The organism is Rheinheimera sediminis (assembly GCF_004005375.1).
Lineage (GTDB): Bacteria > Pseudomonadota > Gammaproteobacteria > Enterobacterales > Alteromonadaceae > Pararheinheimera.
The window spans coordinates 1-26,249 of record NZ_RZUF01000021.1 but is presented as its reverse complement, the minus strand read 5'-3'; the positions used below and the strand labels follow the sequence as shown (position 1 = coordinate 26,249).

30 protein-coding genes are annotated in these 26,249 nt (G+C 45.8%); 18 read left to right on the top strand and 12 right to left on the bottom strand.

Annotation, left to right across the window (positions count from 1 at the left end; translation table 11 throughout):
- Nucleotides 1–19 precede the first annotated feature (19 nt).
- On the bottom strand, nt 20–1,612 hold the full coding sequence (locus EMM73_RS14830) for a peptide MFS transporter (protein WP_127687585.1): 1,593 nt from the start codon (nt 1,610–1,612) through the stop codon (nt 20–22).
- 319 nt (nt 1,613–1,931) lie between these two features.
- On the opposite strand from EMM73_RS14830, the gene EMM73_RS14825 reads away from it, so the two are divergent.
- Nucleotides 1,932–2,342 carry a YccF domain-containing protein gene (locus EMM73_RS14825; RefSeq protein ID WP_127687584.1) on the top strand — a complete coding sequence of 137 codons (411 nt, stop codon included), beginning with the start codon at nt 1,932–1,934 and terminating at the stop codon, nt 2,340–2,342.
- A 34-nt stretch (nt 2,343–2,376) separates the two neighbouring features.
- Here EMM73_RS14825 and EMM73_RS14820 read toward each other — a convergent pair whose 3' ends face one another.
- Nucleotides 2,377–2,562: an oxidoreductase-like domain-containing protein gene (locus tag EMM73_RS14820; protein ID WP_186435243.1), complete on the bottom strand. Its 186-nt coding sequence runs from the start codon at nt 2,560–2,562 to the stop codon at nt 2,377–2,379.
- A gap of 83 nt (nt 2,563–2,645) precedes the next feature.
- On the opposite strand from EMM73_RS14820, the gene EMM73_RS14815 reads away from it, so the two are divergent.
- Nucleotides 2,646–2,990, top strand: coding sequence for an MGMT family protein (locus EMM73_RS14815; RefSeq protein ID WP_127687583.1), 345 nt, complete (start codon nt 2,646–2,648; stop codon nt 2,988–2,990).
- 12 nt (nt 2,991–3,002) lie between these two features.
- Here EMM73_RS14815 and EMM73_RS14810 read toward each other — a convergent pair whose 3' ends face one another.
- The gene (locus EMM73_RS14810) at nt 3,003–3,884 is read right to left on the bottom strand and encodes a DMT family transporter (protein WP_127687582.1); all 882 of its coding nucleotides are present in this window, start codon (nt 3,882–3,884) and stop codon (nt 3,003–3,005) included.
- Nucleotides 3,885–3,904: 20 nt separating this feature from the next.
- Entirely contained in the window at nt 3,905–5,092 is a 1,188-nt protein-coding gene (locus tag EMM73_RS14805) for an MFS transporter (protein WP_186435242.1), read from the bottom strand.
- A 197-nt stretch (nt 5,093–5,289) separates the two neighbouring features.
- Here EMM73_RS14805 and imuA point away from each other — a divergent pair, with 197 nt between their 5' ends.
- The 5 genes from imuA (at nt 5,290) to EMM73_RS14780 (ending at nt 12,070) form a co-directional block, all read left to right on the top strand.
- Entirely contained in the window at nt 5,290–5,973 is a 684-nt protein-coding gene (gene imuA, locus EMM73_RS14800) for a translesion DNA synthesis-associated protein ImuA (protein ID WP_127687580.1), read from the top strand.
- A gap of 11 nt (nt 5,974–5,984) precedes the next feature.
- Nucleotides 5,985–7,532, top strand: a complete 1,548-nt coding sequence (locus EMM73_RS14795) for a Y-family DNA polymerase (RefSeq protein ID WP_186435241.1) — start codon at nt 5,985–5,987, stop codon at nt 7,530–7,532.
- 119 nt (nt 7,533–7,651) lie between these two features.
- The gene (locus EMM73_RS14790) at nt 7,652–10,771 is read left to right on the top strand and encodes an error-prone DNA polymerase (protein ID WP_127687578.1); all 3,120 of its coding nucleotides are present in this window, start codon (nt 7,652–7,654) and stop codon (nt 10,769–10,771) included.
- Between the two features lie 22 nt (nt 10,772–10,793).
- Nucleotides 10,794–11,192, top strand: a complete 399-nt coding sequence (locus tag EMM73_RS14785) for a hypothetical protein (RefSeq protein WP_127687577.1) — start codon at nt 10,794–10,796, stop codon at nt 11,190–11,192.
- A 77-nt stretch (nt 11,193–11,269) separates the two neighbouring features.
- Nucleotides 11,270–12,070, top strand: a complete 801-nt coding sequence (locus tag EMM73_RS14780; RefSeq protein WP_127687576.1) for an ion transporter — start codon at nt 11,270–11,272, stop codon at nt 12,068–12,070.
- 37 nt (nt 12,071–12,107) lie between these two features.
- Here the strand turns inward: EMM73_RS14780 and EMM73_RS14775 are convergent, their stop codons facing one another.
- From EMM73_RS14775 to EMM73_RS14760, 4 genes are all read right to left on the bottom strand, one after another.
- Entirely contained in the window at nt 12,108–12,842 is a 735-nt protein-coding gene (locus EMM73_RS14775) for a helix-turn-helix domain-containing protein (RefSeq protein ID WP_127687575.1), read from the bottom strand.
- Between the two features lie 105 nt (nt 12,843–12,947).
- The gene (locus tag EMM73_RS14770) at nt 12,948–13,298 is read right to left on the bottom strand and encodes a hypothetical protein (RefSeq protein ID WP_127687574.1); all 351 of its coding nucleotides are present in this window, start codon (nt 13,296–13,298) and stop codon (nt 12,948–12,950) included.
- Nucleotides 13,299–13,374: 76 nt separating this feature from the next.
- Nucleotides 13,375–13,959 carry an HAD family hydrolase gene (locus EMM73_RS14765; RefSeq protein WP_127687573.1) on the bottom strand — a complete coding sequence of 195 codons (585 nt, stop codon included), beginning with the start codon at nt 13,957–13,959 and terminating at the stop codon, nt 13,375–13,377.
- Nucleotides 13,960–14,028: 69 nt separating this feature from the next.
- A complete protein-coding gene (locus EMM73_RS14760) occupies nt 14,029–14,943 on the bottom strand; it encodes a LysR family transcriptional regulator (protein WP_127687572.1) in 915 nt (304 codons plus the stop codon).
- Between the two features lie 163 nt (nt 14,944–15,106).
- Here EMM73_RS14760 and EMM73_RS14755 point away from each other — a divergent pair, with 163 nt between their 5' ends.
- The 4 genes from EMM73_RS14755 (at nt 15,107) to EMM73_RS14740 (ending at nt 19,124) form a co-directional block, all read left to right on the top strand.
- On the top strand, nt 15,107–15,553 hold the full coding sequence (locus EMM73_RS14755; RefSeq protein ID WP_127687571.1) for a DoxX family protein: 447 nt from the start codon (nt 15,107–15,109) through the stop codon (nt 15,551–15,553).
- Between the two features lie 53 nt (nt 15,554–15,606).
- On the top strand, nt 15,607–16,299 hold the full coding sequence (locus EMM73_RS14750) for a pirin family protein (RefSeq protein ID WP_127687570.1): 693 nt from the start codon (nt 15,607–15,609) through the stop codon (nt 16,297–16,299).
- Nucleotides 16,300–16,811: 512 nt separating this feature from the next.
- Entirely contained in the window at nt 16,812–18,119 is a 1,308-nt protein-coding gene (locus EMM73_RS20480; RefSeq protein WP_127687569.1) for a methyl-accepting chemotaxis protein, read from the top strand.
- 108 nt (nt 18,120–18,227) lie between these two features.
- Nucleotides 18,228–19,124, top strand: coding sequence for a DMT family transporter (locus EMM73_RS14740; protein WP_261373447.1), 897 nt, complete (start codon nt 18,228–18,230; stop codon nt 19,122–19,124).
- Nucleotides 19,125–19,129: 5 nt separating this feature from the next.
- On the opposite strand, the gene EMM73_RS14735 is transcribed toward EMM73_RS14740, so the two are convergent.
- Both EMM73_RS14735 and EMM73_RS14730 read right to left on the bottom strand, forming a co-directional pair.
- On the bottom strand, nt 19,130–19,516 hold the full coding sequence (locus EMM73_RS14735; protein ID WP_127687567.1) for a hypothetical protein: 387 nt from the start codon (nt 19,514–19,516) through the stop codon (nt 19,130–19,132).
- 27 nt (nt 19,517–19,543) lie between these two features.
- On the bottom strand, nt 19,544–20,146 hold the full coding sequence (locus EMM73_RS14730; RefSeq protein ID WP_127687566.1) for a DUF2799 domain-containing protein: 603 nt from the start codon (nt 20,144–20,146) through the stop codon (nt 19,544–19,546).
- Nucleotides 20,147–20,234: 88 nt separating this feature from the next.
- Between EMM73_RS14730 and EMM73_RS14725 the strand changes: the two genes are divergently transcribed.
- Nucleotides 20,235–20,903: an acyl carrier protein phosphodiesterase gene (locus EMM73_RS14725; RefSeq protein ID WP_127687565.1), complete on the top strand. Its 669-nt coding sequence runs from the start codon at nt 20,235–20,237 to the stop codon at nt 20,901–20,903.
- Here the strand turns inward: EMM73_RS14725 and sixA are convergent.
- Nucleotides 20,861–21,331: a phosphohistidine phosphatase SixA gene (gene sixA / locus EMM73_RS14720; protein WP_127687564.1), complete on the bottom strand. Its 471-nt coding sequence runs from the start codon at nt 21,329–21,331 to the stop codon at nt 20,861–20,863. The two genes, EMM73_RS14725 and sixA, sit on opposite strands and share 43 nt — an antisense overlap.
- 233 nt (nt 21,332–21,564) lie before the next feature.
- Between sixA and EMM73_RS14715 the strand changes: the two genes are divergently transcribed.
- The 6 genes from EMM73_RS14715 (at nt 21,565) to EMM73_RS14690 (ending at nt 25,538) form a co-directional block, all read left to right on the top strand.
- Nucleotides 21,565–21,957 (top strand): ribonuclease E inhibitor RraB, encoded by a 393-nt coding sequence (locus tag EMM73_RS14715; RefSeq protein ID WP_127687563.1) that lies wholly within the window; start codon nt 21,565–21,567, stop codon nt 21,955–21,957.
- A 31-nt stretch (nt 21,958–21,988) separates the two neighbouring features.
- On the top strand, nt 21,989–22,690 hold the full coding sequence (locus EMM73_RS14710; protein ID WP_127687562.1) for a YebC/PmpR family DNA-binding transcriptional regulator: 702 nt from the start codon (nt 21,989–21,991) through the stop codon (nt 22,688–22,690).
- Between the two features lie 81 nt (nt 22,691–22,771).
- Nucleotides 22,772–23,281 carry an inosine/xanthosine triphosphatase gene (gene yjjX / locus EMM73_RS14705; RefSeq protein WP_127687561.1) on the top strand — a complete coding sequence of 170 codons (510 nt, stop codon included), beginning with the start codon at nt 22,772–22,774 and terminating at the stop codon, nt 23,279–23,281.
- 65 nt (nt 23,282–23,346) lie between these two features.
- The gene (locus EMM73_RS14700; protein WP_127687560.1) at nt 23,347–23,895 is read left to right on the top strand and encodes an NADPH-dependent FMN reductase; all 549 of its coding nucleotides are present in this window, start codon (nt 23,347–23,349) and stop codon (nt 23,893–23,895) included.
- Between the two features lie 150 nt (nt 23,896–24,045).
- Complete coding sequence (locus EMM73_RS14695) at nt 24,046–25,065, top strand: GGDEF domain-containing protein (protein ID WP_127687559.1); 1,020 nt, start codon at nt 24,046–24,048, stop codon at nt 25,063–25,065.
- 71 nt (nt 25,066–25,136) lie between these two features.
- The gene (locus tag EMM73_RS14690) at nt 25,137–25,538 is read left to right on the top strand and encodes a hypothetical protein (RefSeq protein WP_127687558.1); all 402 of its coding nucleotides are present in this window, start codon (nt 25,137–25,139) and stop codon (nt 25,536–25,538) included.
- Nucleotides 25,539–25,804: 266 nt separating this feature from the next.
- Here EMM73_RS14690 and EMM73_RS14685 read toward each other — a convergent pair whose 3' ends face one another.
- Nucleotides 25,805–26,143: a hypothetical protein gene (locus EMM73_RS14685; RefSeq protein WP_127687557.1), complete on the bottom strand. Its 339-nt coding sequence runs from the start codon at nt 26,141–26,143 to the stop codon at nt 25,805–25,807.
- Nucleotides 26,144–26,249: the final 106 nt, after the last annotated feature.

Here is a 26,249-nt window from a genome sequence, read left to right as displayed (position 1 = left end):
CCTTGGTTGCTGTCACTGGTTAGTCGTTTTGCGCCTGGCGTATTTGCTTATTCAACAGCGGCGTTAATGCAAACATAAAGATGGCACAACCCACCCCTACCCAGCCCAGAATAGCGAATACATCAGCGTAAATAGCCAAGGCAGTGCCTGTGTCTGTACCAGCAGGCATAGAAGCCAAGGTACCAAAACGGCCTGCTAACATTTCACCAAAGGCCGAAGCTAAAAACCAGACACCCATCATCAGGCTAACCACACGGCTGACCGACAAGGTAGTGACAGCAGATAAACCTATAGGAGATAACACCATCTCGCCTATTTCCAGCACCAGATAGGCCAGAATAAACCACCAAAAACCGGCTAAACCATTGGCTTCAGGGTTAAGTGCGGCGTATTGCAATACAAAGTGCGCTAAACCCGCAAATAACAAACCAAAACCAAATTTGGCAGGGGCAGATGGGTTCCAGCCTTTTTTATCCAGCACAGGCCAGAGCCAGGCAAAAGGAATAGCCAAAGCAAAAATAAACAAGGCGCCGACAGAAGTTAGCTGCGAAGCGTTAGGCGTAAAGTCGCTGACCAACAGGTTGAAGGTGTAGCTGTTCATTACGCGGTCGGAAAACGCCAGCCAGGTGCCATAGGTTTGTTCGTACAAGCCCCAGAACACAGCGGAAATACCAATCAGCACCATCAGCACTATCATATTGGCGCGTTCAACTTTGCTGCACTGCACAAAAATAAACTTAAACCACCAGATCAGTAAGGCGATGGTCATCAGAATAGCCACTACTTCAGTGGCAGTAATTTCGGTGCCTTCAGCCAAACCTAACAGGGTAGCCAAAGCGCCAAAGTCAAAACGGGTTTGCAGAATTTGCTGCACCACCACAACACCAATTAAAGCGCCAAGATAAATCAGCGTTTCACGGCGAATGCCAAAACGTTTTTCTTCCAGAAGCTCTGGGCGGCCTGGTTCGGCCTGGCCTTGTAAATGTTTAGTTTGGGTGACAAACACCAGTAAACCTAAAATCAGGCCAATACCGGCCGAGCCGAAACCATATTCCCAGCCATATTCAATACCAACCCAGCCAACAAACAAGCTGGAGATAAAGGCGCCCATATTGATGCCCATATAAAACACGGTAAAAGCTGAGTCGCGGCGCGGATCATTATCTTCATACAAGCGCCCTACTATGGTGGAGATATTAGGTTTTAAAAAACCAACACCCACAGCCACCAAAGCCAGCGATAAATACATAATTTGCACCGCGACATTGTCAAAGCCCATGTCAGGCGTAGCAGCATGACCCCGATAAGCCATACCCAGCATACCAACAGCCATTAAAACCCCACCAAAGGTGACAGCTTTGCGCATCCCAAGGTATTTATCGGCCAGCAAACCACCGACCACAGGCAAGGCATAAGCTAAACCAGCGTAAGTACCGAGCAGGATATAACCGTCGTTGTCAGAAAATAAATGGTGTTTGGTCAGGTATAAAAACAGCAGGGCTTTTAAACCGTAAAAAGCAAAACGTTCCCACATTTCTGTGAAAAAGCAGACATAAAGGCCAACAGGATGGCCAAACAGCTGTCGCTGTGCGGGTAAAGTCGTTGTTGTCATAAGGGATCCGCTATTGTTGTCATTCTTTGTTTTTTTATTGATATCTCCCAAAAGTCTGTTGCAAAGCGACAACAGGCCAACCAAGCAAAAACAGCAGGTACTATGGGGGGAACCAGACTATTAAAACCGTTGCGCTTTATCGCGGCAAGCTTTTCCTGTGGCGCAATTTGGTCAAAGCCAAAAGTGAAATTCACTATTAAATAGTGAATTTCACAGTTCAGCCTTCAAGCATATAGACTAGATAACTGATTTATATAGCAATTAAAACTGGCCCTAATCTTGTAACCCTTTTGGCATAGATGAAAAAAGGAGAAAGACCATGGGTGCTTTACGACTGATATTTAATATCTTCTGGTTTGTGATGGGTGGCTTTTTAATGGGACTGGCTTGGTGGTGTATTGGTTTGCTCTGTTTCGTCAGTATTATCTTTATCCCCTTTGGCCGCGCTTGTTTTGTTATTGGTGAAATGGCGTTTTGGCCTTTTGGCAACGAGCACGTCAACCGCGAGCGCTTAAACCGTATTTCCGATATTGGCACTGGCCCTTTAGGCTTTGTTGGTAATGTGATTTGGTTTGTCTTTGCAGGTTTCTGGCTGGCGTTGGGTCATTTGTTTCATGCCGTGGCGTGTTTTATTACTATCATCGGCATTCCATTTGGTTTAGCTCACTTAAAACTGGCGACTTTAAGCCTGGCACCTATAGGTCGCACTGTAGTGAACAAAGCCTATTAAGCTGATTGAGGAGTAAGAGTCATTGCCCCGACTCTTACTCTGGCTCTTGCTCCTGCTTTTGCTCTTGTTCCTTTTGACCTAGCCAGGCTTTTTGCTGGGCGCGGTAATAATCCCAGACACAAGGGCAACAGCTGCCACTGCCACAACAATCGCTGCTTTCTGGTGCTACAGGTTCTTCGGTGGGAATACGCAGCCGAATACCGTCAATAGTGGTAAACATAAAAACTCCGGCAAAAAAGGCGGCCGCATTGTAGCATTGTCCGATAAATATCAGCCAGCCGGCGTTTTTAAAGTAGTGATCTGATGCAACAACACCCTTCTAAACAACAAAAGATCTGGCAAACGGTGTTACAAATTCCGGCCGGAAAAATTGCCAGTTATGGTCAGATTGCCGATTTGGCAGGTTTACCTGGCCGCGCTCGCTTAGTGGGTAAAACTCTGGGGTTAGCACCAGATGAACTGCAACTGCCCTGGTACAGAGTGATGCGCTCTGGTGGTCAGTTGGCTTTTACTGCTGGTACACCTCAAGCTTTAGAGCAGCAACAATTGCTACTGGCAGAAGGAGTAATAGTGCGAAATGGCCGCGTAGCCAAAGACTTCTGGTGGCAACCCGATTTAGCTGAGTTATTGTTTAAACTGCAGTATTAACCTACCTAAAGTTCAGGTAAAAGCTTTGGAGCGCAGTAACCAGCGCAGTGGTAACTGAGAAACCAACATACCCAGTAGCATCAGGCCGCAACCTGTCAACGCCCTGCCGCTTAGCTCTTCGCCCAGCAGCCATACACCGCCTATAGCAGCAAATACGGTTTCTAAACTTAAGATAATGGCAGCATGAGCCGGATGGGCATGTTTTTGTGCCATCACCTGTAAAGTGTAAGCAATACCCACAGAGACAACACCTGCATAGAGCACCGACTTCCAGGCCAATAAAGCATTAGTCACAGTAGGCGTTTCGATGCTAAAAGCCACCACCATGCTCAGCGTTCCACAGACCACAAACTGCAGACAAGCCAATAAAATTGGCGGGACTTTTTTGCTGTAATGGTCGATAGTCAGCAAATGCGCCGCCCAGAACAATGCACCTATCAACTGCAATAGATCGCCGAAATTTACTGAAAAGTTGTCACCCACACTCAATATATACAAACCAGAAACAGCAATAACACAGCCGAGCCAAATATTAGCGCTGATTTGATGTTTCAGGAAAACCCCAAAAAGCGGCACCAGCACTATATAAAGCCCGGTAATAAAACCTGCATTGGCGGCCGTAGTGTATAAGAGCCCAACTTGCTGCAATGATGCTGCGATAAAGAGCAGAATTCCAACAGGTAAACCAGCCCAAAACAGTAGCTTCCAGTCTACATCTTGCAATTTGCCCTGATACCTATACCAGCAGATCAAAGGCAATAAACTCAAAGCACCAATAAAAAAGCGCAAGCCGTTAAAGGAATAAGGCCCTAAATGATCCATGCCCAAACGCTGGGCGACAAAACCTAAACCCCAAATCGCAGCGGCCAGTAATAACATCAGATTGGCTTGCATGGTCGACTCCCTGAAAAAGCCTATTGAAATTTTGCGCTGTACTGCTGTGGATTAAAGCGTGTCGCCATTGCCATCAAAAGCACTGCTATAGCGGCTAATAACAACCAGCTGATGCTAAAGCTTTGGCTAAAGTCACGAATAAAACCAGCAATCAAAGGTGAAAAAGCCGCCAGCGTATAACCTATACCTTGTACAAAAGCAGTCAGACTAGCAGCTGAAGAAGGCTGATGCTGATGATCCATAGACACAATTAAAGACAAAGGAAATAAGCCACCAATACCTAAACCCAATAACGAGGCCCATAACAAACCCAGCTGTGGAGCAGCCACTAAACCCGCAAAACCTGTGGCCATCAACACCAGTAAAACCAGCATCACAGGACGGCGGTCGGCTTTACGACTGGCAAGCCAGGGGCTGATAAAACCAGACAGCACTTCCATACAAAGCAATAAGCCCAGTAGCAAACCACTTTTTTGCTCACTCCAACCTTGCTCCACATAATAAGCAGGCAACCAGGCAAGCACACAGGTAAAAGCGCAGGTCACCAAGCCAAAAAACAGCGCTAAGGTCCAGGCTCTGCTGTATTTCGCAAAACTCAGCGGTTTTTGCTGCGACTGCACCACAGGCAAATTTTGAATAGCGTTTTTTTGTGAAAACCACAACACCAGAGCCACTACAGATAAAACCACCCAACCGGATAATGCCACCCGCCAGCTTTGTGCCCAGTCAGCCCAAAATGCAGCTAAAGATGCAGTTAAGGCCGCACCGGCAATAATGGCGGATATATACCAGCCCATCACTAAAGGCGCTTTCGTAGTGAATTTTTGTTTAATCACACCAGGCACTACAGCCTGTACCATGGCAATACCTAAACCTGCCACTATGGCACTTAAGGTTAGATCCAAAGCGCCAACAGCCCAGTAGCGCTGTGCTGTGGCTGCGGCTATAGCGACAGACGCCCAGAAAACGACCTGATAAGAGCCAAACCACAGTGCCAGCTGATGCGCAAAAAAGATGCCTAAACCCATAGCCAGTACAGGCAACATGGTCAGCAACGAAGCCTGAGTAAAAGACAGATGTAATTCAGGTTGCATCAAAGGCAATAAAGGCCCGATAGATGCCATGGAGGGTCTTAAAGTGAGAGCAATCAGCACTAAACTCAGGATCAAAATCCAGGTTTTCGCGGTAAAGCTTTGTGTTTCAGTCATATCAGTCTCATAAATCAAATCAGCGGCCCTAATGCAAAGCAAATCACCTATACAGGGCGAAAAAGTCGCGCAGATTAACATAATTCTTACGCCCTGATCGACCAGAAGCAAAAGATCAGAAAACCCTGACTTTACCCTTGCGATCCCAAACAGATCTTTTATACTGTTTTTATATACAGTACTTTGAGATAGAAATCATGAATGCTCTGCTGCAACAGCTACAGAACAGACAACTGATCTGGCAGGCCAGTCAAACCGAAGCGCCTTATGAACAGTGCCAAAGCACAGGCTTTACCGCTTTGGATAAGCTTCTGGGTGGCGGCTGGCCACAGCATAACGTTGTTGAATTACAAAGCCATGGCGCTTGTGCTGAAGTGCAATTGATCCAAAAAGCGTTGGAAGGATCCGGAGCTGAGCTGCTGCAAATCTGGATCAATCCACCAGCCACTCTCTGCGCTGAATACCTGCTGCAACAAAAGCGGCCTTTGCATCAGGTATTGCAACTCAATGCCCCCCGCTTTGCTGACGCACTCTGGGCAGCAGAACTCTGCTTAAAAAGTGGCAGTTGTATGGATGTGCTGCTCTGGCAAAACAGCTTAAATTTAACCCAGCTCAAACGTTTGCAGTTAGCGGCAGCACAAGGCCAAAGCCAGTTGTATTTTTTCCGTCCAGCAATGGCTGAGCAACAACTCTTACCCTGGGCTTTAAGCTTACAACTGACTCCCTCTGCAGGTGGCTTACAGATCCGTATTCTGAAACGCAAAGGTGGCTGGCAACAGCAAGAACTAGTGTTGCCATGGGCAGAGCTTTATCCGCAGTTTATCAAACCGGAGTTACAGCAAAAGCACTATTCAAATCCGCCTTTGTCCAGAGCTGGCTGAGGAGATTCGCTATGCCTGATCGGACAGAGTTTTGGTTGTATTTATATTTCCCGCAAATGCAGCTGGATAAGCTGTTATTGCAACAGCAGAGCTCAGTGGTCGCAGAACAACACAAATCAGTAGCCCACCAAAAAAGTACAGCCAAAAATACCTTATCAAGCAAGAGCCATAGCACTACTTTACTTGATTTAACAGCACCTCTGGCGATAGTAGGCGCTGACCATCAGTTGCTGCAACTTAACTCTGCAGCAAGAGAGGCGGGCTTAACTTTGGGTATGGGATTAGCTTCAGCCGCCTCTTTGTGCCATCAACTGCAACTGGTGGCTCATCAGGCAGTGCAAGAACAGCAACAACTAGAGCAGTTAGCCCAGCTTTTATATCAATACTGCGCTGATATAGCCTTGCAGCAGGATACCGCTTTAGTGCTGAAATTAAGCCCTATGTTGGCCTTGTATGGTGGCGCTATGCAATTCTGGCAGCAAATACAACAAGTACTGCAACAAACTGGTTATCAGTATCATTTTGCCACAGCTCAATACCCCTTAGTCGCGCGTCTACTGGCACTACAAGGCTGGGATCAATTTCTGTTGCAAAACGATAAAATTCAGCAGCAACTCAACGTCTTGCCACTGCAACATGCCCAATTACCAGACAAGCTACAGGAACAATTACAGCGGCTTGGGCTGACACAGCTTGGTGATCTATTGAAGATCCCACAGGCGGAACTGGTGCGGCGTTTTGGTGTTGAAATGCTGCAGTATTTACAGCAACTGACAGGAACCAAACCTGCTTTGCTGCAGTTTATTCAACCCGCAGAACAGTTTGAGCAGCAGTTAGAGCTGCTGTACGAAATGGAGCGCAGCGACCAGCTACTTGGGCCACTGCAGCACTTGTTTGGCTTGTTGCAGCTGTACTTGCAACAACGGGATCAACTGGCTTACCAGTTAGAACTTTGCTTACTGCAGCGCCAGGATCAGCAGCAACAGCTGCAATTGCATTCAGCTCAGGGCGAATACCAAACTAAAGACTGGTTAAAGATTAGCGAACTACAGCTAGAGCGCTTAAAACTGAATAAGCCTGTGATCCAGCTGAAGCTAATACTAGGACGTGCCGGGCCGCGTTACGCTCAGTACAAAACCTTATTTACAGGCCATTTAGGTGCAGGCAAAGAGCAGTTGTATTCAGCCCTGCAACTCTTGTCATTACTGCAGGCTCGTTTGGGGAAAGATCAGGTAACAAGCCCTTGTTTGCTCAATGATCTGCTGCCAGAACGGGCCAGTAGTTATGCGTCTGCTTTAGAGCCACAAGCCGCTATTGCCGGTACTTTAGCTGCGGTGCGGCCCGCATTTTTAGTGGACCCACCTTTGGCTTTGGATGCAGAGCAACAACAGCAGTTGAAACTACAGTATGGCCCTGAACGCTTAAGCAGTGGCTGGTGGCAACAGCAGAGCCAGCATCGTGATTATTATGTTGGCCAAAATGCACAAGGCCAATGGTTGTGGTTATTCCGTGATTTGCAGCAGCCAGAGCAGCTCTACCTGCAGGGGTATTTCAGCTGATGAAAATCCCTGCCTCCATTAAAAACTACTGCCCTCCGCAAAGTAATTGGAGTTACGACGCGGCGACAAATGCACTAGGCCCCACGAGCATAGGGCTACTCTGTGATAGGGACGAGTAAATGCAGTCAACAAAGCAGCAGCTTCAAGCAAGAAGAGGATATTCGGAGCTATTTTGTCAGAGTCATTTCTCTTTTCTGCAGGGGGCTTCCAGTCCGGCTGAATTAGTGCAGCAAGCCGCAGCTTTAGGCTATAAAGCCTTGGCTATTACTGATGAATGCTCGCTGGCAGGCGTAGTACGTGCTCACCATCAGATCAAAGAAAAACAGTTGCCGCTGACACTAATCATTGGATCCTTGCTGGTACTGAACCCACAGTTACGGCTGGTATTGCTCTGCCCGGACAAAACAGCCTATAGCGAGTTATGCCGTATTATTACCCAGGCCAGACGCCGCGCCGAAAAAGGTGAATATCAGCTGGCCGAATGGGATATTCAGCGTGTTCAGCATTGCCAGATCCTCTGGCTACCCAGTGGCGATCAGCAAACCGACCAGTACTGGGGCCATTGGTTACAGCAACATCATGCTGAGCGCTTATGGCTTGGAGCCAGCCGCAAATTACAAAGTAAGGATCAGTTTTATCTGCCTTATTGCCAGCAGTTGGCAGAACAACTGCAACTGCCCTGCTGCGCTACAGGTGAGGTGTTAATGCATCAGGCCAGTCGTTTGCCTTTGCAGCATGCATTAAGTGCTATTAAAGCTGGTAACACCGTGCCTGCTATGGCGCGGCAGCTATTAAGTAACGCTGAACAAAGCTTAAGACCTATTAAAAAACTCCAGCAGTTATTTCCAACTGAGCTTTTGGACAACAGCCAAAAACTGGCTGACTTATGCCATTTTTCATTGGATGAATTAAGTTACCAGTACCCGGCTGAACTGGTGCCTGCAGGCAAAACCGCCATGCAGCATTTACGTGATTTAGTCAAAATCGGCGAGAAACAACGTTTTCCTGAAGGCGTACCAAGAGATATTCAGCAAACCATCAACAAAGAGCTGAATTTAATAGAGCAACTGAACTACCCCTACTATTTTTTAACTATTCACGATTTAGTGCTGTTTGCACAAAAACAACAGATTTTGTACCAGGGCCGTGGCTCAGCAGCGAACTCAGTGGTCTGTTATTGCCTGGCTATTACTGCTGTGGACCCACGCCAAATTCAGGTCTTAATCGAACGCTTTATTTCCATAGAACGGGCAGAACCTCCTGATATAGATGTAGATTTTGAGCATGAACGCCGTGAAGAAGTGATCCAGTATATTTATCAGAAATACGGCCGTGAACGCGCAGCCTTGGCTGCCACTGTGATTTGTTATCGCTTTAAAAGTGCCTTTCGCGATATCAGTAAAGCTTTGGGGTTTGAGCTGCATCAGGTGGAGTTTTTCTTAAAAAACCTGCATAGAAGGGATAAAAATCAACACTGGAGCAGTCAGTTGATTCAACTTGGGCTGGACCCAGAATCAAAAAAAGCTCAGCAGTTGGTGCAACTGGTACAGCAGTTAGTCGGCATGCCACGGCATTTATCCCAGCATGTAGGTGGTTTTTTAATTTCACAAGGGCCTTTGTACGACTTAGTACCAGTGGAAAATGCAGCCATGGCCGATCGCACTGTGATCCAATGGGATAAAGATGATCTGGAATCATTAAAGCTATTAAAAGTAGATGTGCTGGCTTTGGGTATGCTAAGCGCAATTCGCAAGACGTTTGATTTGGTCAGGCGTTACCAGAGTACGGAATTAAGCATAGCGGCCATAACCAAAGCAGGTGACGACCCTGCGGTCTATAAAGCTATTCAGCAAGCCGATACTGTCGGCTTATTTCAGATTGAATCGCGGGCTCAGATGTCGATGCTGCCAAGGCTTAAGCCCAAGACCTATTACGATTTAGTGATCCAGATTGCTATAGTGCGGCCAGGCCCTATTCAGGGCGATATGGTGCATCCTTACTTAAAACGCCGCAATGGCGAAGAAGCAGTGTCTTATCCTTCAGTTGCTGTGCAACAAGTGCTGGAACGCACTTTAGGTGTGCCTATTTTTCAGGAGCAAGTGATTAAACTGGCAATGGTGGCCGCAGGTTTCAGTGGTGGTGAAGCCGATCAGCTGCGCCGCGCTATGGCCAGTTGGAAAAAAACCGGCGAGCTGATTCAGTTTAAACAAAAACTGATAAACGGCATGTTAAGCAGAGGCTATCAGCAAGACTTTGCCGAACGTATTTACCAGCAAATTTGTGGTTTTGGTGAATATGGTTTTCCTGAGTCGCATTCAGCCAGTTTTGCTGTCTTGGCTTATGTCTCGGCTTATTTAAAGCATTATTACCCAGTGGCTTTTTATGTTGCTTTGCTCAATAGCCAGCCTATGGGGTTTTATGCTCCCAGCCAGCTGATTCAGGATGCCCGTATACATAATGTAGAAGTGTTGCCTATTTGTGTGAATCTGTCCGATTGGGATCATTTAATGCTAGCTGCCCCCTCCACAACTAACTCAGGCTTTGCAATTCGTTTAGGCCTTAGGTTGGTAAAAGGATTAAGCCGGCAAGGTGCTTTGCTTTTGTTAAAACACAGGCCAGAGGGTGGTTATCAGCAACTTGCTGAAGTGGCGCAGTCTGGCCTAAGTGATGGTGATTTAACAGCCCTTGCCAGTGCCAATGCCTTACAACAACTGTCAGGGCAACGTTATCAGGCCCGCTGGCAATTACTGGATCAGCAACATAAATTACCATTATTAGCAGCCGAACCTTACCAAACCCAGTACCAGTTGCCGATGTCCTCTGAGCTCTCAGAAGTGGTGGAAGATTATCAAAGCACAGGCCTGAGTTTACGCACTCATCCTGTTCAATTATTAAAGCAACAAGGGCTGCTGGGGAAATTTGCACAGGCAGCAGAGCTTGCTGCACTGAACCATAAGTCAGTGGTGACTGTAATAGGTTTGGTCACAGCGAAGCAAAGCCCTGGCACTGCTTCTGGTGTGACTTTTATTACGCTGGAAGATGGTACAGGTTTTAGTAATTTAGTGGTCTGGTCGGCTACAGCTTCGGCACAGCGCCAGCCGTATTTAAAATCTAGACTACTGAAGGTCAATGGTATTCTGGAGAAAAAAGAGGGCGTAATTCATATTATTGCCGGGCGTTTAACCGACCTGACGCCACTACTTGGCTCGCTTAAAAGTTACTCCAGAGACTTTCATTAATTAACACTAAAGAATACAAGCGATGTGGACACCTAAAAGCAATAAACAAAACAGACCCTACAGGGTGAAAAAGACCGGTATTAAAGATGAAAACATCGATCGGCAAATTTTGGTATTGCATCAGGCTATAGCAGCCAAATTATTAGCAGAGCCAGCTTTAGTTGAACAAGTAAAAGCCAAACTTGAAGAACGACGGGATAACGGCCAACTAGGCTATGGTGCTTATTTGCATTGGGTTTCTGTGCTGGAGTTATATCAGCAGCAAGAACAATTTTACCAAGGCATTACTGAAGATAGTCCCTACTTGCGAAAGTTACGCCGCCGTACTCCTTTTGTCGGCATTTTAACTGAACAGGAACGGCAACAGGCATTGTCACAGCACAGCCTGGGTACTTTGGATCAGGTACTAACAGGTTTTTAACAGCAACATAAAAGATAGCCTTGCTATATCAGTCGCTTGCCGAGACAATTAACCAAAGCTTTTCAATCTGGTGTGCTATGCACGATCAAAGTCTATTGCACAAAGTCCGCTCTCGTCTGGCGCATCAGCTAGACCCTGTATTATATTCAGGCCGCGGCATGTCTCCGCTCAATATAGTTATAGCACTGGTGATACTTGCCGGTATTCTGCTAGCTATAGTGCAAACAGAACCCAGCATACGTCTGGGCCATGAACACTGGTTTCGTTACACTGAGCTGGCTTTAGGTTCACTGTTTTTAGTGGAATATCTGGCAAGGCTCTGGACCTGTGTTGAAAATGATTCAGTAAAAAACCGCTGGCAGCATTTCTTTTCCTTTTTTGCCATGACCGACTTATTGGCAATAATAGTGGCCTTTTCGCTTTATATGGGCAACGGTGGTGTCATTTTACGTCTGGTGTTGTTAATCCGTGTAGTGCGCTTAGCACGACTTGGGCGCTTTTCTACGGCTCTGGAGTGCATAGTAGTCGCCATTCGCAGCCGCACTTATGAGTTACTGGTCAGTGGTATTTTTGGCTTGGTTATTTTGCTCTTTGCCGCCACTTGCCTGTATTTAGTCGAAGGTCATATTCAACCTGAAGCTTTTGGCTCTATACCCAGAGCGACATGGTGGGCCGTCGCCACTTTAACCACCGTAGGTTATGGCGATGTGTACCCTATCACAGTACTTGGCCGTGTTTTGGCGGGCATCACCGCAGTCACGGGAATTTGTATGATTGCAGTACCTACCGGCATTCTGGCGTCCGCTTTTAGTGATGCTATTAAGGAAGCCAAAGAAAAACATCGTCGCTTGCCGAAGGTGTTGGATCATGAGATTTAGTAGCAGCCTAAAATCGGGCCAGCAATGGCCCTTTTGTTCAGAACCGCAGCAACGCCTTGCGGCCCAGACTTAACACAGCACTAAATACCATCAAAAATAAGCCAAGCAGTTGCAGTACAGTGTTGCCAGTGCGGCTAACAAGGCCGACCGTTTTATATTCAAAAGTACGGCTACCGCCATCCACAGTGCGAATGTAATATTGGCCCAGATATTCAAAACTATGTTCGGTCAGTTGAGCGAAACGCTGATACATCAACTGTTCTTTTTCAGCCCTGTTTTTCATCGACTGCCGCATCTCTTCACTAGTACCGGTCAGTATTGGGAAGTTTTGATCCCAGTCAGTAAATACAAAAGCGGATTCGCCCGGTAACACAACGCCCTGGGATTCATACTGATGAAAGCGCTCAGGAAAACACAACGCCTGAAATCCCGCATAAAAACAGGCGGCCCCCAAGGCAAATACAAAACTTAAACTCAGCACTAACCAACCGGAGTGGCGTTGTTGCTTGTTGCACTGCTGTTTCAGATAAAACTCGACATCCGCTATGGCGGTCAGCTGTTGTATTTCCTGCGCAGAAAAAGCCGCAACAAATGCAGGTAAGGATAGGTTCAAAGCTGTCAGAAGACGACGGAATACATCGTTGGATGGCAGGGATTTATCGTTTTCCAATTTGGATAAATAAGACTGCTCAATGCCTATTTGCTCAGCCAGTTGTGGTTGGCTTAACTGCATTGTTGCACGCTTGTCTTTAATATAATCGCCTAAGGTCATAACAGTTCCTTGTGTGTTGAAGTCCTGGTAATGCTCGGGAATTCCCACAGAAATAGGAAGCTGAATATACCGGAATACTAATGAATCTCAGGAATAGCTCAGAATTTACAATGCGTTTTGTGCTACCTGATGTTGTTTGACCAGTTCTAACAGTTTTTTCTGTATCAAGCGCCGCTGCATTTTTTGCTCCAGAAAAGTACAGAAAAAAGCCCCTGCCAGCACGGCACAAACAGCTTCTGCAGACCAAAAGAATCCTTGCGCAGAAACCTCCAACAGCGGCTGACCAATAAAACCAGACAGCAGGGTAAAACAAAAAAACCAGGCGATCATCAGCAGTATTTCCAGCCTTTTACAAGGCTGTGTTGCTTTGGCTTGCTGAATTAAGGCAAAGGAGTCCACGGACGGCCATGTCTGTGTTTCCGGACATTGTTGATGTAACCACTGGGTGTAACTCATATGACTGCTCCTTCAGGCACTGTTAAACAAATGTTAGAAACATAATGCCTAAAAGTCCAGAACAGAGTGCTATGCGTCAGGCTGTTAACCAGTCTGCGAGCTCCAGCAGATCGTCTACCACCAGATCTGCCAACTCTGCATAAATATGGTTATCGCCATAACGGTATAAACAGCAATAAGCGCCGGCATTACGGGCAGTTTGAATATCAAACAGATAATCGCCCACATAAAGTATTTCTTTGGGCGCTACAGCCAATTGCTCGGCGATCAGCCATAAGCCTTCAGGTTGAGGTTTAGCCGGAGCATCGTCGCGGGTCAGCACCAGCTCTATAGGAATATTCAGCGCCTGCATACACAAGTCTGTAGCCTGACGCATATTACGGGTTAAGATTGCCATCGGCATATTTTGGCGCTTCAATTGCTGCAGCAACACCTCAGCATTAGGCATCCAACTGGCACGACGCGCTCCTTCCAGTTCAAAGTCGATAATAATCTGCTCTGCCTGCTGTTTTTTCACTTCACAGTCTAAAGTGGCTAAATGCTCCAGGATCAAGCTTTGCTCAGGCCAGCCTAAACGGCGGCGCAGTTCAGAAAAATCCAGTTTGGAGTCCACCAAAGTACCATCTAAATCAAACACTACTGCTTTAATTTTATTATTCAATGCCCATCTCTTTCACTTTGTGTTGTTGGTATCAGGCTACGTGCAAAACCATAACATAGCCCAGTCTGATCAGGTAGCTGACCAGACTTTTAGCCAGGGGTAATGGCTAAAAGCTTCACTAAACCACTGCAGTGCTTTGCCCTGACTTTGTTTTTGCCAGGCCAGATACAACATCGCCTTTTCACGTGGAATGCTGGTTTTTTTGGCGATTAATAAGCCTTTGGCTAATTCATCCTGAATTAAATGCTTTGGTAAAAAACCTACCCCTAAACCCTGTACCTGAGCGGCAATTTTCGCTTGCATTGAACTCACTTTCAACACGCGGCGGGTAGCAAATAAACCTGAACTTCGTTTCGGTGCATCTAAAGCCGAATCCGACACTACGATGGCCGTTTCCTGCTCCACATCCGCCAAATCAATCTGTCTATTGATATTGGCCAGCTCATGCTGGGGTGATAAAGCAAAGACAAATTCGACTTCCCCCATAGGCACCAGTTCGTATTTACCTTTGGGCATATCAGCCGACACCCCTATCGCAATGTGTGCCCGACCTGTTTCCAACGCTTCCCAGCCACCGCCCAATACTTCTTCACGCATACTGACTTCCGTCATTTTGCCCAGTGCCATAAATTGATCAATAAGGCTTAGCACAGGTGGATACGGCACTATGCTGTCTTTGGCTATAACAAACTGAGTTTCCCAACCTGTGTCCACTTGCTTAATCGCATCTTGTAATCGACTGGCGGCCTGCAATAATTCGCGGCCCTGCTGTAATAACAGCTGACCTGCCGGTGTCAACTGCGCTTTTTGTTTGGAACGATCAAACAACTGTACTTCAAGGTCAGCTTCAAGTTTTGCAATGGTATAGCTAAGAGCTGAAGGCACTTTGTATAGGTGTTCAGCCGCAGCGGCAAAACTTCCCTTGCGATCGATAGCGTCCAGTGCACGCAAAGCGTCCAGCGTCAGAATAGGATGATTAGCCATAGAACCTTTATTTTCATGTTCAAATATTTTGAATTATGAACTCAGTTTATTCCGCTTTTTTAAAAATACAAGCCGCTCTAAAGTACAGACATCGGAACTGACAAGCGGTTTAACGCAGTCTGACAACCCCAATTAATAGTCAATTTATTTAACGGTGAATACGATGAGCAACGCAACTTTACAGAAAATTTTTGGTACTAACGCAGGTTTTGGCGCTTTAGCTTTACGAGTTCCAGTCGGTATTATTTTTGCGGCGCACGGTGCTCAGAAATTATTTGGTTGGTTTGGTGGCTACGGCTTAGAAGGCACTGGCGGCTGGATGGAAAGCATAGGCCTGGCTCCTGGTGTACTGATGGCGTTTTTAGCTGGTGCAGCTGAGTTTTTTGGTGGTCTGGCATTAGTCTTTGGTGTACTGACCCGTCCTGCTGCAGTGACTTTAATTATCGCCATGTTAGTGGCCATCTTTAAAGTCCATGTTGCCAACGGTTTCTTTATGAGCACTAACGGCTACGAATTTGCTTTAGCCCTGTTAGCCGCCAGTGTTTCGCTGCTGTTCAGCGGTGCAGGTAAAGCTTCAATCGACGCCATGATTGCGCAGAAACTGAACTAATAATCCACTCAAATGGATACTCTCTGCAAAGGGAGTGTCTAGCGGAGTATAAAATGATTGAACTAAGATATTCCACCGACCGCGGTATCGCTAATTTTGGCTGGTTGAAAAGCAAACACAGTTTTTCTTTTGGCCGTTATTATGACCCTGCTCATATGGGTTTTTCAGCGTTAAGAGTGATAAACGATGACCAAGTCGATGCAGCCGCAGGCTTTGATACCCATGGCCATCAGGATATGGAAATCATCAGTTATGTGCTGGAGGGACAAATTGCCCACAAAGACTCAGCCGGTAATGTAAAAACTTTACCTGCTGGTGAGTTTCAGCTGATGAGTGCAGGCAAAGGTATTTATCACAGCGAATTTAACGCCAGTGATAAAGACAACTTAAAATTTTTGCAGATTTGGATCCAGCCAAACCAATTTGGCGGAGTACCAGGTTATCAGCAAAAAGAGTTTAAAGCTGAACCTGGCTTAACGCTGGTGATATCGCCGGACGGTCGTGACGGTACGCTGCAGATTAAGCAGGATGCCTATTTATCACAGCTACTGCTAAGTGAGCATGATGTTGTTGAGTTACCTGTGAGGGTTGAACGGAACTTCTATCTACATTTAATTTCAGGCGAGTTAGAGCTAAACGGCACAGCGATGCAACCAGGTGATGGTGCAAAAATTAGTAAAGAAACTGAACTAAAAGCTTTAGCCACTCAAGGCCCGGTTAAAGCCTTGTGGTTTGATTTGCCTTAAACTTCAAGCAGGGAGCATTTTTGCTCCCTGCTTTTATTGTTGTGGCTCTTACTAAAAAAATGCCTTCATTAGTTAGGCGTTTGAATTTAGCAGCCTGAGCTTTACTCCAGAGCACGTAATTCCAATATTGTTGGTAGGCTATTGAACCCACAGTGCTGAACTCAACAAAGATATTGTGGTGTTTCCTTTTCACCTCATAGATTTGCCAGCCCATTTACTTGAGAACGTTATCATGACCATCTTCAATGCTTGCCATCCAGAGTAACTTTAATGAAGTAAAATAAGTACCCTTTGCCAACCCCAACCATCCCTCTCAGACATCAACAAAATCCGACCAATGCTGAAGATTACATCAGAAGCACAAATTATCAATTTGTTGACTTTGTCCCTTATGTCCTGTAACTTTATGCGCAAATCAGGAAAAAATCTTCTGGTTACTTTTTCAGCTGACATAACTAGAGCGCCAACTGGTGATTCAGTTCTAAGCTAATAATCTACGAGAGGCTTTGTTTATGTTGAGCGCTATTTTAAGATTCCTAAAACAAGCTCCTCAGCCTGTAAAAGCCTCACCTGAAGCCTTATTTTACGACGCAGTTAAAAAACAAATTCCGTTGATAGTTTTTGATCCTCAGGGATTGATTTTGCAAGCCAACGACTTGTTTCTTGCCGTTGTAGGCTACAGTCAGGAAGAAATAGTAGGGCAACATCATAAAATGTTTTGTGATATGCATTATGCCCGAAGCTCCGACTACACAAAATTCTGGCAAAGCCTCTCACAAGGTATTCCTCATTCAAAAACCTTCACACGCTATAAAAAAGATGGCTCTGCTGTGGCGCTGGAGGCAACCTACTTTCCAGTGATTGAAGATGACAAAGTCATACGTATTGTAAAATTTGCCAGTGATGTGACGGAAAAAACAACACAACTGAAAGACCAGCACGCCATTATTCTGGCTTTGCATAAATCTCAGGCAGTGATTGAGTTCGAACCAGACGGTACTATTATTAACGCCAACGACAATTTTTTGCAGACTGTGGGTTATAAGCTGCAGCAGATCAAAGGCAAACATCATAAAATATTCTGTACCGACGACTTTTATCAGCGATACCCGTATTTCTGGTCTGAATTGGCCAAAGGACAATTTAAGTCAGGCCGCTTTATGCGACTGCAGGCATCCAAACAGCCGATTTGGCTTGAAGCGACCTACAACCCTATCTACGGTGACAATGGCAAAATCATTAAGGTAATAAAGTTTGCTTCTGATATCTCTTCGGACATTAAAAAGGAACAAGCAGTAGAACATGCAGCAAGTGTAGCAATGGACGCGTCCGTGAAAACAGTCGAGGTCGTGGTATCCAGCAAAATACAAATGCAGGATTTGGTAGAGAATTCAACTCTCATTTCAAACGAGATCGCAGAAGCAACCCATCAAATCTCTAATCTGAATGAAGACTCCAGGCAAATATCAGCCATAGTCACCAGCATCAGATCGATCGCCGATCAAACCAACTTGTTGGCCCTGAATGCAGCTATTGAAGCCGCCAGAGCCGGTGAACATGGCAGAGGTTTTGCGGTGGTCGCTGACGAAGTTCGTAATCTTGCATCGCGAACCAGCACTTCAACTCAGGAGATAGAATCTGTTGTACTCAGAAACATGCAACTGACAACACAAGCTATGCAAAAAATGGCCAACGTCAGTGCTTTCGCTACTCAGGGTACTGTCCTTATTGAAGAGGTGCATCAATCGCAAAACCAGATAGAACAAGTTTCCAGAGCAGTAACAAACACCATAGCAGCCCTGACTCAGCAGCCGCTGTAGGCTATCAAATAAAACCTTATTCAGTCTGTGGATAGACGAGAGTAAAGCCATAAACTTAAAAAATGACCGCTTGAATTGGCTAAAATGACTGGTTAAAGTGGCGGCTTTGTGAATACGCCCTTGAACAGCACTTCTATGCTTTTATCGCCCTATCGCTACTTTTATATGGCCGCTTTAGCTGCAGCCCTGATGGCTACTATTGGTTTCATAGCACGCTTTAGTGCGTTAGATCCAGCCAGTCTTACATTTTACCGCTTGGGTTTAGGGGCTGTAATACTCGCTCTGTATTTAGCCTTCACTGGCCAATTGCACCTATTGGCCAGTAAACCACCAGCCTTGGTTATATTGAACGGGGTGTTGTTAGCTGGTTTCATTTTGTGTTTTCTATCAGCTATTCAAAGTATGTCACTGACCTTGGCTATTCTACTGGTGTATCTGGCTCCTGCTTTGTCGGCCATTATGGCCCACTTTGTTTTCAAAGAACGTCTGACAAGCAGGACCTTGCTGCTAATCATCACTGCTTTTTTCGGCTTTTTTATGCTGCAGGAATTTCAGATCAATGCCAGGGTCGAGCAGCAACAAGGACTTTGGTTTGCGCTGTTGTCTCTATTTACCTACACAGCCTTTATTTTATTGAATAAAAAAGTACCTGACACAGTTCCTTTGTATCAAAAAAGTTTTTATCAGCTACTGGTAGGGGCGCTTTGTGTTCTGCCCCTGTTGATTAACAAGCCAATACCAGAAGCGGAACAGTGGTTATGGTTAATGGCGGCCGGTTTATTTCCCGGGTTTTTGGCCTTGGTATTTGCATTGCAAGCGATCCAGCATTTGCCCACCAGAGTGTTTGGGACTTTGGCCTATCTGGAACCTGTGGTCGTTATTATCGGTGCATGGATGCTTTTTGCTGAACCTATGTCTGTGTTGCAATGGTTTGGGGCATTACTTATTTTAGTGTCTGGCGTCGCTCAAGCCTGGTTAAGTCACCACCCCAAGGAGGCTGGTTAAATAACCTACTGAGCAACATCCAGCGATACTCTGTTGCGTAAAACTACGTCTTCACCAGCACTAAATAAATCGGTGTTATGCAGATATAACTCCAGATACATACCAGGTGTAATACGGAAAGGCCGCTCCAGTATATAACGTTTGGTACAAGGCAAACTAAGTAGCAGCTGGTCCCGAAGTTTTATTTCTAACTCACAATGGATACCTTTAGGGATCACACCTGTCATACTGAAAGCGATTAGGTCCGATTGTTGTTGCGGCCATTCTGGTTGATGCAGTAAGCGACTACGCTGACCTGCTATCAGTAGTTTTTCTGCAGTCCAGCTGAGGTCCATAGGGGCAGATAGCGCCAGCAGTGGCACCCATAGTAATAGCCCCCATAAAACCCTCATCTGCAGCTCTCCTCATTCAGTCTTGTGTTAACCACCCAGTTGGATCAAACTAAGTTGCAACTCAGCTTGTTTTAAATCACGCTTTAACTGGCCTTGCATCTGGTTCAGCTCTCGCAGTTGACGCTGTAAACTACGGTTTTCGTCCAACAGTTTTTGTTTCTGCTGCTTGTCTTTCAGTGCACTCAACTCTTTAGTGTTATCGTCGATGCGTTGTTCTAACTCATCTATGGTACCGGCGTTCTGGCGCAAGCTACTTTCTAAATTACGCAGTGCGGATTCAGCCTGGTACCATTGACGGCCACGGTCGTAGCCTAAACGAAACTGCGGTTCTAATGCACCTATACAAACTTTATTAAAAGCGCCTCCACTCTGGCCTAGCGCTCTGCCTTCATCATAAGTGCAATACAGTATCACGCCTTGTGCGTGGCCTTGTTCATAGGCTTTAAAATCAGCACCTACGCCATATTCAGCACACTCTTTTTGATAACTACGAAACTTAGTACTGGAGAAGCCCTGCTGACCATCAGTTTTGCCAATGGCAAACCAGTCTCCCATCTGACATTCCTGCGGACTAATGCTGCTGCAACCAACAAGACTCAACGCAGCTAGCAGTAAAACCCCTTGTTTCATATCACTTATTCCTTGGTATTTCAGACCTCTACTTATAGCGTATTAGTTCAGCAAATACATCTTTTTTGCCTTAGACTAGACGCAGTTTTTGCATAAACTCCGTGGTGTAATGAATTATCTGGCTCATCTGCTATTCGCACAACCCAACACCAATTCCCGTATTGGAAATTTATTGGGTGACTTCTATCATGGCATCAATCCGGAGTTATTAAGCCCAGCAGTGACTGCAGCTTTATACAACCACAGAGCTGTAGACTGGTTTACCGATCAAGATCCGGATGTTCGCGCAGCCAGGTTATTGTTCAGCCCTGCAATGCGACGTTTCGCCCCAATAGCTCTGGATATGTTGTTTGATTTTTGCCTGATTAAGCACTGGCCAGAGTTTTTTGATTCTGATTTTAATGACTACAAGAAGCGGCTATATCAAAGCTTAACAGGCGACTTACCCTTGATGCCAGACGCTATGGCAAAAACCGTTAAAGCCGTGACTGAACAAGACTGGTTTGGTCATTACGCTGAACTGGCGGGGATCCAATATTCGCTGCAACGTATGGCAAGCCGTGGCCGCTTTACGGCACGCTATGCCGCTATTGCAGACGAATTACCAGAGCTTCAATTACAAATAGAGCAGGTCTTTTTGCGCTTCTTTCCCAAGTTGCAGCTTTTTATTCAACAATCGGCCATAGAGCAGAACCCTGCTTTGGCTTTTGAGCGTTACAACAAAGCCACAGGTAAAGACCACAGCAGCACCGCCTGACCAGGGCTCAGTTCCAGCGCGGTAATGGAAGCCTTTTTAATAAAAAAATGTTCAGGCTCCGTATCCAGTAACAGCGCTAGCAAGGCAGAAATATCAGGCTCATGCCCTACACAGCACACAGAACTAACGCCTTGTTGCATCAACTCCGTCAAAGCCCTCAATTGAACTTCAGGCAAGGTATCAATAATAAGCCAGGCCTGTTGTTGAGGTTCAGGCCATTGAGCGTGCTGATGCAATAAAACCGCAGTTTGTTCAGCCCGCGCTAAAGGGCTGGTCAGCAGTAACTCTGGGGTTAATTGCTGTTTTTTGCAAAACTCCGCTAGCTTTTGCGCTTGCTTGATGCCTTTATCAACCAGATGCCGCATAGGATCAGCTATGCCTAAAGCTCTGTCCTGCGCTGTGGCATGACGCACTAAATACAGCAGCATCAGTGACTCCTTTTGCTACCAGGCACAACAAGGAGTTGCATACGAAGTAAAACTGATTTCATCTGTATAGGTCCTGCGACTAGAAGGCTACAGAGTCTGCAACTATCCATGATAGGGGTCAAGTTCAATACCAGATTGCGATACCCAGAGTGCTGAAAATATTGCTATAATCCGGCCACTTGCCGCACTGGACCAACCGGGTCGGCCTATTAACCTGATGTGGAGAGCGGACCATGCAATTTCCTGATGACGGCAATGGCGATATGCTGCGTGCCTTAATGGACGCCGGAATAGATTTAAGCCAGCCTCTGGCCATCGATTTTTATCTGGTATTTAAAAACAAGGACCAGGCCGAAAAAGCCATGGCGGCCTTAGTAGCCTCGGATCTGCAAGGTGAAGTGGAATTGCACTTCAATGATCTGGAACAGTGGGAGCTGATTGTCAGCCAAACCATGCTGCCAGAGCACGAAGCCATTACAGCACGCGAAGCAGAACTGGATAAATTCGCCAAAAAATTTGGCGGCCATAATGACGGTTGGGGCGTGATGCAACATCAGGACGGCGATGACGATTTTGATGATGAACACGGCGACGACTGCGACCATGATTGTGGTCACCAGCATTAATTTTTACTGATACAGATACGAGAGAGAAGCAATGGGCGCTCAATGGAAAGTTAAACATAAAGCAGATGCCTCGGCTGCAAAAGGCCGTATTTTTACTAAGTTAGCCAAAGAAATTATGGTTGCAGCCCGTAACGGTGCCGACCCTGATATGAACTCCAAATTACGTGTTGCGGTGGAAGCGGCGAAAAAAGCCTCAATGCCACGTGAGACTTTAGAGCGCGCTATTAAAAAAGGTGCAGGTTTACTGGACGGCCCGGCTAACTACGAAACTGTTGTTTATGAAGGTTTTGCCCCACATCAGGTGCCTGTGATTGTTGAATGTTTAACAGACAACAAAAACCGTTCGGCCCAGAGTATCCGCGTGCTGTTCCGTAAAGGTCAGTTAGGCGGTTCAGGTTCAGTGTCATGGGACTTCAAATACTTAGGTGAAATTGTCGCTCATGCTGTTTCACCTGATGCTGATTTGGAAGTAGCAGCTATTGAAGCAGGTGCGCAGGACTTTGAAGAAGGTGAAGACGGCGATAGCGTATTCCTGACCGAACCTACCGATCTGGATGCCGTCAGCAAAGCTTTACCTGCTTTTGGTTTTAACGTGACTTCAGCCAAGCTGGTGTATCGTCCAAATAACCCTGTGACTTTAGATGACGCCGCTCGCGCCGAAGTAGAAGCCTTTTTAGAAGCCATTGACGCCGATGATGACGTACAGCACGTCTACGTTGGTTTAGCAGGTTAACACTGCTGGTATTGAATAAAGGCGGCACTGGCCGCCTTTGTTTTTTCTGCAATTTAGCTTTTGAAATCAATAGGTATTTCGATGATAAAAATACGAGTTGCCTCTGCTAATCCAGCCAAAATTAATGCGGTCGCCTCAGCTTTTGCAGAGGTATTTAATCATGAAGCTTTGGACGTGCAAGGTATAGCTGTGCCCAGTGGTGTGGCAGATCAGCCGATGAGCAGCGAAGAAACCTTGCTGGGAGCTATGAACAGAGTCGCGGCTCTTGTAAACGAAGATGCTGATTATCGTGTTGCGATCGAAGCAGGCTTAGATGGTGATTTTACTTTTGCCTGGATGGTGATTGAACATCAGGGCAAAATTGGCAAGGCCCGTTCTGCCAGCTTAATGTTACCGCCAGTGGCTTTAGCAGAGCTAAAGCAAGGTAAAGAATTGGGCGATGTGATGGATGCTCTTTTTGATCAGACTAATGTCAAACAAAAAGGCGGCGCTATAGCTCTGTTGACTCAGAACAAACTCAGCCGCAGTTCTGTGTATCATCAGGCCCTGATTCTGGCGATGATTCCTTTTTTAAATCCTGCAATCTTTTAAATCAGCTTGTCATTTCATTGCTTCAGACTTAGTGTAGAGTCAGACTTAACGCCGAGGAAAAACCCATGTCCGGATTAAAAGTACTAGCACTTTGCGGTAGCCTGAGAGCAAAATCAACAAACAAAGCCCTGCTCGAATATGCCATAGCGCATGCACCCGACGGCATGCAGATCGAACTTGCAGATCTGACGGATCTACCTTTTTATAATTCAGACCTCAAAGTTCAACCCTTGGCTGTACAGAGTCTGCTTGCTCAATTTGCACAAGCTGATGCTTTTTTACTGGCCTGCCCTGAATACAACTACTCTATTGCCCCAGCGCTGAAAAATGCGCTGGATTGGGCATCACGTGAGCCTGATAACGCGTTAATGGCCGGAAAAGTAGCGGCTATTTTAGGCTCGGGTGGTGGTATGGGGACCTCGAGAGCTCAGTATCACTTACGTCAGGTATGCGTATTTTTAGACCTGCACCTGGTGAATAAACCCGAAGTATTCTGCAACGCTTTTGCCAATACCTTCGATAGCGATGTAAAGCTGACGGACGAACGGATTCAACGCCTTATAGTTCAGCTGTTGGGTGCCTTACAAGAGTTGGCATTAAGGTTTAAAAAATAAATGCCTGAGCATCTATTAGAATAGTGCTGAGTCGTTAAAACCAGTTTAATGTAATGCTGAGTCTGTGTTCTTAATGTCAGTATCCAAATCCGTCATCATAAGTCTGACCCTGGGTGTGTCATGCTCTGGGATCGAAAAACAGAGGTATGCTTGTTACAGCGCTTAAAAGACAATTTCCATCTGTCGATGATTACTTTAGTTGGCGTAATAACTGGCTGTACTTTATTGCCTTACGCTTTATACCGTTTGGCAACAGGCAGCTATTTAGTCGGCATAGTGGATCTGCTTATGATAGCCGTCAGTACAACTTCAGTCAGAATGGCCTGGCGCACCGGAGAGACTGAAAAACCAGGCTTTTTGATGGCTACCATATTTTGTTTTGGTGCTGTTCTGGTCTGTATGGAGCTCGGGCAAGACGCGCTGTTCTGGATTTACCCTTTGATGGTGTTTATCTTCTTTTTAGTAGCCCCCATCAAAGCGCTACTTTTACTGTTATTAATGGTCAGTGCTATTGTATCGATCCATTTTGCCGGGCAATCCAGTATTTTTAATACTAAGGTCCAACTGCTGGCTTTTATTACCACTACGTTAATCACCTGTATTTTCGCTTACATTTTCGCCTATCGTACTCATTTACAGCGGCAAGAATTGAGGCATTTAGCCAGCACAGATCCACTCACAGGTGCAGCAACTCGTTATTCTTTAGCCGACGAACTGACAGCAGCCATTGAGCACTACCAGCAGAAAAATATGGTAAGCGGTTTAATGCTGTTGGATTTAGACCATTTTAAAGCGATCAATGATAATTTTGGCCATCAGTCTGGCGATCTTATTCTGACTCAACTGGTGCCTTTATTAAAACAAATGATCCGCCAACAAGACTCGGTGTTTCGTTATGGCGGCGAAGAATTTGTACTATTGATTAAAGACATTCAACTGGCGGATTTACATCGTTTAGCAGAAAAAGTCCGACATGCCGTCTGGCATCAACTGTCACGCCCTGATGGCTCAGCCCTGACAACCTCTATTGGTATTGCCACAGTGCAGCAAGCCACTGACTGGGAGAGCTGGCTGCATCAGGCTGATGTAGCCTTGTATAAGGCCAAACATCAGGGCCGTAATCAGGTGGTAATAGCAGCAGAGGACATTCCCAAAGCTAAGCAGAGTTAGACTTAAGTCGAAGCGCCATTTAACTGCCAATGCTTTAATCTGATTTCATTTAGTTTAGGTAGGTGCCTTTTATGTTGTCTTTTATTATCAGCCGCTTTTTTGCGTTTCAAATTCTGGTGCTGTTGGTACTGGCTTTGGCCAATTATTTTTCAGCCATTAAACTTGGATTTATTCAGGATGTTGTGTTGTTGCCAGCCCTGACTATTTTTCTGGTCTATCAATACTGTAAAAAACAAAATGCGTTTTTAACAACTGAACAAAGTCAGAAGGTGGTTTACGCTCTGATTTTAAGTGATGCACTGATCCAGGCGGTACTCACTTTCAGCAGTCCACAAGGCATTATTGCTGCACAGCACTTTACCAACGCCGCTTTAACTTATGCAGCTGTGATGGTGTTCCATAGCCTGATGATTTACTTCGCTGTGGGTTACAGTAAAAGCTTATTTGAAAAGCGACAAGCTTTAAACGGATAAAAGCATCAAGGGTAGTAAAATCGACTTCTATTCACAGGAACTTATTGCTAAATAATCTGATGTTCGGGATAAGCCTTGTCACTGAATAGGCATCTTTTTACGCCTTTCTGCGTGGCTCTGTCTAGCCATAGCCGGCTATGGCCAGACAGCGCGCCTTCAGATCCAGAAAAATCTGAGTATTAAGTCAGTGAAAATGAGAACAATGAACCTGCTTCTTTGATTTAATTAGTTACATCAAAGAGGGTCGATACACATCATCCACTAACTCAGGCTAAGAAAAAAAACTGATAACCCAACCAGGCAAGAATAGACATAGTAACCAACACTGAGAGCAGTTGTTGAAATAGCAGTGAAGAGAGTAAAGGCCTTTTAAAGGCCGGATCCGGCGCAAAACATTGTCCTGCTTTATAAGCCAACACAGCTATAGGTTTGCCTTGCAGGTCGACCTCCATCTGAAAAAAAATCTGGTCACCATCTTTTAGCTGATTTGGCTTTTTACGAAAGCTACAGCTACAAATTCGAATAAGTGGACCCGCTTTTTCCTGCTGTAGAAAACCAGTACCTTGTATAGGATCCCAATCCTGTAACTTTCCCTGATGTAACATCTCAACGTCCTGTTGCAGTTATGTTATTAACGTCCTCATTTAAGCTAAATCAGCCTTGTTTTACAAGTAGGAACTAAAGTAAAGAATCCACCTTCTGAAGAAGGTG